Origin of the sequence: Dermacoccus sp. UBA1591 (assembly GCF_002322065.1) — a bacterium.
Lineage (GTDB): Bacteria > Actinomycetota > Actinomycetes > Actinomycetales > Dermatophilaceae > Dermacoccus > Dermacoccus nishinomiyaensis.
In genome coordinates, this window is sequence record NZ_DCNR01000109.1 from 8,551 (window position 1) to 14,090 (window position 5,540).

At 67.7% G+C, this 5,540-nt stretch carries 6 protein-coding genes; 4 read left to right on the top strand and 2 right to left on the bottom strand.

All coding sequences use genetic code 11. The features are described 5' to 3' along the window. Positions 1 to 98 precede the first annotated feature (98 nt). From B2284_RS12065 to B2284_RS12080, 4 genes are all read left to right on the top strand, one after another. Complete coding sequence (locus tag B2284_RS12065) at positions 99 to 992, top strand: HAD family hydrolase (RefSeq protein WP_197418856.1); 894 nt, start codon at positions 99 to 101, stop codon at positions 990 to 992. Between the two features lie 118 nt (positions 993 to 1,110). Beyond that, positions 1,111 to 1,794 carry a prepilin peptidase gene (locus tag B2284_RS12070; protein WP_074041089.1) on the top strand — a complete coding sequence of 228 codons (684 nt, stop codon included), beginning with the start codon at positions 1,111 to 1,113 and terminating at the stop codon, positions 1,792 to 1,794. Between the two features lie 323 nt (positions 1,795 to 2,117). Beyond that, entirely contained in the window at positions 2,118 to 2,687 is a 570-nt protein-coding gene (locus B2284_RS12075; protein WP_038566193.1) for a PadR family transcriptional regulator, read from the top strand. A gap of 64 nt (positions 2,688 to 2,751) precedes the next feature. After that, the gene (locus B2284_RS12080) at positions 2,752 to 3,843 is read left to right on the top strand and encodes an inositol-3-phosphate synthase (protein ID WP_006944606.1); all 1,092 of its coding nucleotides are present in this window, start codon (positions 2,752 to 2,754) and stop codon (positions 3,841 to 3,843) included. A 405-nt stretch (positions 3,844 to 4,248) separates the two neighbouring features. Here B2284_RS12080 and B2284_RS12085 read toward each other — a convergent pair whose 3' ends face one another. Further along, positions 4,249 to 4,830, bottom strand: coding sequence for a YdhK family protein (locus B2284_RS12085; RefSeq protein WP_074045826.1), 582 nt, complete (start codon positions 4,828 to 4,830; stop codon positions 4,249 to 4,251). 80 nt (positions 4,831 to 4,910) lie between these two features. After that, entirely contained in the window at positions 4,911 to 5,417 is a 507-nt protein-coding gene (locus B2284_RS12090; RefSeq protein WP_256594805.1) for a DUF4396 domain-containing protein, read from the bottom strand. Positions 5,418 to 5,540 lie beyond the last annotated feature (123 nt).

Sequence of the window (5,540 nt, forward strand, 5' to 3'; positions counted from 1 at the left end):
CTCGACTACAGCTGCGTCGGCCTCATCCACCCGCGCTTCACCCGCGGGGCGACCGGCGATGACGGCACCTCGGCCACACGCGACCCGAAGGAGCAAGCATGACGACGCATCCCGTCTCGATGCCGATGACGGACGAGCTGCGCGCCCTCGTCGCGGCCTACGCGGACGCCGCGCCGCCCCGGCCCTCAGGCGGGGACGCCATCGTCGCGTGCGACCTCGACCGGACGCTCGTCTACTCCGCGAAGGCGCTCGCACTCGCCGGCGCTGACGCCGACGCACCCGTCCTGCTCGTGGCGGAGGTGTACGACAAGCTGCCGTTGTCGTATCTGACGGTCGACGCCGTCGCGCTCGTGCAGGAGATGCATCGCGTGGCGACGTTCGTGCCGTCGACGACGCGGACGCGTGCGCAGTACGAGCGCATCCGGCTGCCGATCGACCCGCAGTACGCCGTCACGACGAACGGAGGGTTCCTGCTCGTCGACGGCGTCAGCGACGAGGACTACCACCGTGCCGTCCTCGACGAGCTCGACGGCTCGTGCGCGCCTCTCGCCGAGATCCGCGAGCACCTCGAGGCGATCGCCGATCCGGGGTGGCTGCGCAAGCTGCGCGACGCCGAGGGCATGTTCGCCTACCTCGTCGTGGAGCGCGCCGAGTTGCCGGCGTCGGTGGTGCGCGACCTGACGGGGTGGGCGGGTGAGCGCGGCTGGGAGGTGTCGCTGCAGGGCCGCAAGCTGTACGTCGTGCCGCGGCCGCTGCGCAAGTCGCGAGGCCTGGCGGAGGTGCGGCGTCGCACGGGTTCGACGTTCACGGCCGCGGCGGGCGATTCGCTGCTCGACACGGACCTGTTGACGTCCGTCGACGCCCCCGTCCGTCCGCGCCACGGGGAGCTCGACGATCTCGACTGGACGTGCCCGGGCCTGCAGGTGACGACGGCGTCCGGCGTCCTCGGTGGCCGCGAGGTATGTGCGCGGCTGCTCGCGGCGGTGCGGTGACGCGCGCTCGTTTCGCAGGGCCCACCCGGCCAGTCTCGTCGCCGGTCTCGTGCCTGGCGCGGGAAACTGCTCGATCGGCAACGGCGCCCGATGCCTGTTGCGCTGACATGATCGACGCATGCTGCTGCCCGTGACCGGTGTCACGCTCTTCCTCCTCGGTGCGTTGACGCTCGGTGCGCGCGAGGTCGTCGCCGCAGGCCATCGTCAGGGCGTCACCTACCGCGCGCCGGCGCTCGCACGCCTCGACATCGTGTGGCTGGCAGCGTCGACGCTCGCCGTCGTGCTCATGGGTGCGGCGATGCAGGTGTGGTGGGGTACGCGGCCCGGCCTCGTGCTGACGCTCGTACTCGTCGCGCCCACCCTCGTCAGGCTCGCCGTCATCGATCTCGACGTCCATCGCCTGCCCAACGCGCTGACGTTGCGCGCGGCGGGCGTCGTCGCGGGCGGTCTCGTGCTGGCGGGTCTTGTCGACGCACACCGCTCCGGCACGACGGTCTTCGACGCTGACGCCGCCCACCGCGCCATCGCTGGTGCCGTCGCGCTGGGCGTGTGCTACCTCGCTCTCGCGTTGCTCGGCGGCGGCTCCGGCATGGGGCTCGGCGACGTGAAACTTGCCCCGACGCTCGGCGCGCTGCTCGCCTGGGCAGGGTGGGACGTGTGGCTCACCGGCGCGTTCGCGGCGTTCCTGCTCGGCGGTGCCTGGGGCGTCGTGCTGCTCGCGCGCGGCAGGGGACGGCAGGCGCGCATGCCGTTCGGCCCGTTCATGATCGCCGGCGCCCTCGTCGCCCTCGCGCTGGCCTGACGCGCGCCCTCACGGGCGGCAAAGGGTCGCGCGGAAGGCTCACGCCAGGGCGTCCTTGCGGCCCGGGGACCTACTCCGGTCAGCCGGCGTGGCGCGCAGATCCTCCGGCGTGGCGCTGTGCCGACGGGTGGCGCTGGCCTCTCGCCATCCCCACCCGTTCGGAAGAAGTTTGCCGCGTTTCGATATCTCGACTCGATACATCTGTTAGGAATGTCTCTGAGCGTTCACCCGCTCGTCATTTCCGTGTGGCGCGTCCGTTTGAAAAACTGAGCATTCGTGTCGCGCGGTGCGACGCAGACTGTTTCGAGGCGAAGGAGAGTGGCATGTCACGTCGTGGCACGGTGCTCGAGTTCGCCGTCCTCGGTCTGCTGCATGAGGCGCCCTTGCACGGGTACGAGTTGCGCAAGCGGCTCACCGGTGTGCTCGGTGCGTTTCGTGTCGTGAGCTACGGGTCGCTGTATCCGTGTCTCGCGAAGCTGTCCCGCAAGGGCCTCATCTCCGAGAGCGCGTCGTTCGCTCCCGGCGGTCGGCGCCCGCGCATCACGTACGAGATCACCGACGAGGGTCGGGATCATTTCGCGGATCAGTTGTCGCGCTCCGGCCCGGCATCGTGGGACGACGAGAACTTCGACGTGCACTTCGCCTTCTTCTCGCGCGCGAGCGCAGAGGTGCGCCTGCGCATCCTCGAGGGGCGACGTCTGCGGTTGCAGGAGCGTCTCGAGCGCTCCCGCGAACAGGCGATGGACAGCCGCAGCACACGCGATTCGTACATTGCGGAGCTGTTCCGTCATGACATCGAGTCGACGGAGCGTGAGGTGCGTTGGGTGAACGAACTCATCGAGATCGAGCGGAAGGCTGTTGCCGATCCGCGCCCCCTCGCCTCCGAGACCTGACGATTCGGGCGGCGCTCGCGTCGTTCGTCAGGATCGAAGGCTCGTCCACAACGGAGTGAGTTCCATGGGAAATATTCGCGTCGCCATCGTCGGCGTCGGCAACTGCGCGAGTTCGCTCGTGCAGGGTGTCGAGTACTACAAGAACGCGTCCGCTGACGCACACGTGCCGGGTCTCATGCACGTCACGTTCGGCGACTACCACGTCGGTGACGTCGAGTTCGTCGCGGCGTTCGACGTCGACGCGAAGAAGGTCGGGTTCGACCTGTCGGAGGCGATCAACAACTCCGAGAACAACACGATCAAGATCGCGGACGTGCCGCCGACGGGCGTCATCGTGCAGCGCGGGCACACCCTCGATGGTGTCGGCAAGTACTACGCCATGACGATCGACGAGTCGGACGCGGAGCCCGTCGACGTCGTGCAGGCGCTCAAGGACGCGCAGGTCGACGTCCTCGTCAGCTACCTGCCCGTCGGTTCGGAGAGCGCCGACAAGTTCTACGCTCAGTGCGCGATCGACGCGGGTGTCGCGTTCGTCAACGCGCTGCCCGTCTTCATCGCGTCCGACCCGGAGTGGGCGAAGAAGTTCGAGGACGCGGGCGTGCCGATCATCGGTGACGACATCAAGAGCCAGGTCGGCGCGACGATCACGCACCGCGTCATGGCGAAGCTGTTCGAGGACCGCGGTGTCGCGCTGGATCGCACGTACCAGCTCAACGTCGGCGGCAACATGGACTTCAAGAACATGCTCGAGCGTGAGCGCCTCGAGTCGAAGAAGGTATCGAAGACGCAGGCCGTGACGTCGAACCTCTCCGGTTCGCTCGCCGGCAAGATCGACGACAAGAACGTGCACATCGGCCCGTCCGACTATGTCGCGTGGCTCGACGACCGCAAGTGGGCGTACGTGCGCCTCGAGGGCCGCGCGTTCGGTGACGTGCCGCTCAACCTGGAGTACAAGCTCGAGGTGTGGGACTCGCCGAACTCGGCCGGCATCATCATCGACGCCATCCGCGCCGCGAAGATCGCCAAGGACCGTGGTGTCGGCGGCCCGCTGCTGTCCGCGTCGAGCTACCTCATGAAGAGCCCGCCCGAGCAGCGCGAGGACACCGTCGGCCGCGAGATGTTGGAGGCCTTCATCCGCGGTGATGAAGAGCGCTGACGATCAAGCGAGCGGAGGTAGGACCGCAGCGAAGCGAGGATCCTGCCGAAGTGAGCGTTGAGGAAGCGCTCAGAAGAGGAAGAGCGCTGAGTCGGCATCGATGTCGCGCCGTCCGGCGACCTGAACGGGTTGACGAGTTGAGGGCCGAAACTCTGCACTGCAGGGTTTCGGCCCTCAACTCATGGCTTGGGGTCTAAAACTCTGCATTGCGGAGTTTCAGACCCCACGGGTGGGTAGTCTGCGCACGCACCCGGCCGCGCGCCACCCCGCGTCGGCCGGTCGAAAGGGCCCGGCGCGTTGCTCGTCACGCTCGTCGGAACGTCGCTGGGCATCGCGACCCTGCACGCGACGAGTTGTGCGTTCACGCGAGGGCGCAGCCGGGCCGGCGCAACGATCGGTGCGACCTCAACGAGACTTCATCTCGTCCTCCACCACCCACTTGTGGTTCTTCATCGTCATTCCGTCGGCCGTGTAGTCGACCATGTACACCGTCTGAGTGGTGGACGACGCGATGGTGCCCTTGGCGCCCTGCATGCCGTCCATGTGGTCAGCTGTGATGGTGACGGCTTCCCCGTCGGCGAGGTGTTCTGTGCCGGCGCTCTTCAGCTCTTGCTGCACGACCCACTTGTGGTTCTTGACCATCGCACCGCCGGTGGTGGGCTGGTAGTTCACCGCATATGTGGCGGTGCGGTAGGCCCCGACGACGGTCGCGGGGGCATTTTTCATGCCGTCCATGTGATCGGTCGTCAGCGTGACCCTGCTGCCCACCGGGAATCTCGGGTTCTTCGCCGGGGTCATGTCCGCCGGGGCCGGGCCGCCGTCCATCTCGTGCATGTGACCATGGCCGGAGGAGGCCGACGTCGACGTGGCCGCGGCCGACGTCGGCATGCCTGAGTGCGAGGAATGGTCGCTGCCGGAGGAACATGCGGTGCCGGCGCCCAATGCCACGGCGGCGGCCGCAGTGGCGGCCAGATTTCGACGGTTCATGAGGTGCGGCCTTTCGCTTCGGGGGCGTGTTCGACGAACATAGCGGACGTCCCTCTGAGTTCTGTCAGAGCGGCGTGGGTTCACAGCAGTGTGCCGAGCGATGCCACGGCGCCCCCGAGGAGGAACGCGGTGATGGCGTACGCCAGGGGTTTGTTGTCCATCGCTGCACCGCTGGCGTGGTGAGTGATCGCGTGCCCTCTGCCCTGGCGCAGCAAGTGCTTGTTCACCGGGTAGGCGGCGACGTAGGCCGCGACGAGAGCCACCGCCATCGAGACCCAGAACAGCAGGTCCATCAACCGTGCGTCCATCGCACCCGGTACGAGCCACATGACGAGGTTGTCGACGAGCTCCATCGTGGCGATCGAGACGGTGTCCGCTGCGAGGACGAGCAGGAGCGCCTGCTTGGCGGGGATGCCTGAGCGCAGCAGCGGTGTCGCTGACAGCGTGTACCCGAAGACGAACGCGAGGGCTATCGCGACGGCCGTGCTGAGGCCGTTGCCCCATCCCAGGGCCGTTGCGGCGATGAGCCCGACGATCTCGCCGATGGCGCATCCGGTGAGGCAGTGCAGCGTGGCCGACGCAGCCATCGACGACATGTCATGACCTGAGCCGTGATGGTGTTCGTGTTCGCTCATGTCAGCCGCAACGCCGATACCCCTAGGGGGTATTCCATGACTGCTGGGAGGTTTCACTGCACCTACTGGACGGAG

Excerpts from the sequence above, each read along its gene's own strand:
- B2284_RS12065 (WP_197418856.1), top strand. The coding sequence starts at position 99 with ATGACGACGCATCCCGTCTCGATGCCGATGACGGACGAGCTGCGCGCC.
- B2284_RS12070 (WP_074041089.1), top strand. The coding sequence starts at position 1,111 with ATGCTGCTGCCCGTGACCGGTGTCACGCTCTTCCTCCTCGGTGCGTTG.
- B2284_RS12075 (WP_038566193.1), top strand. The coding sequence starts at position 2,118 with ATGTCACGTCGTGGCACGGTGCTCGAGTTCGCCGTCCTCGGTCTGCTG.
- B2284_RS12080 (WP_006944606.1), top strand. The coding sequence starts at position 2,752 with ATGGGAAATATTCGCGTCGCCATCGTCGGCGTCGGCAACTGCGCGAGT.
- B2284_RS12085 (WP_074045826.1), bottom strand. The coding sequence starts at position 4,830 with ATGAACCGTCGAAATCTGGCCGCCACTGCGGCCGCCGCCGTGGCATTG.
- B2284_RS12090 (WP_256594805.1), bottom strand. The coding sequence starts at position 5,417 with ATGGCTGCGTCGGCCACGCTGCACTGCCTCACCGGATGCGCCATCGGC.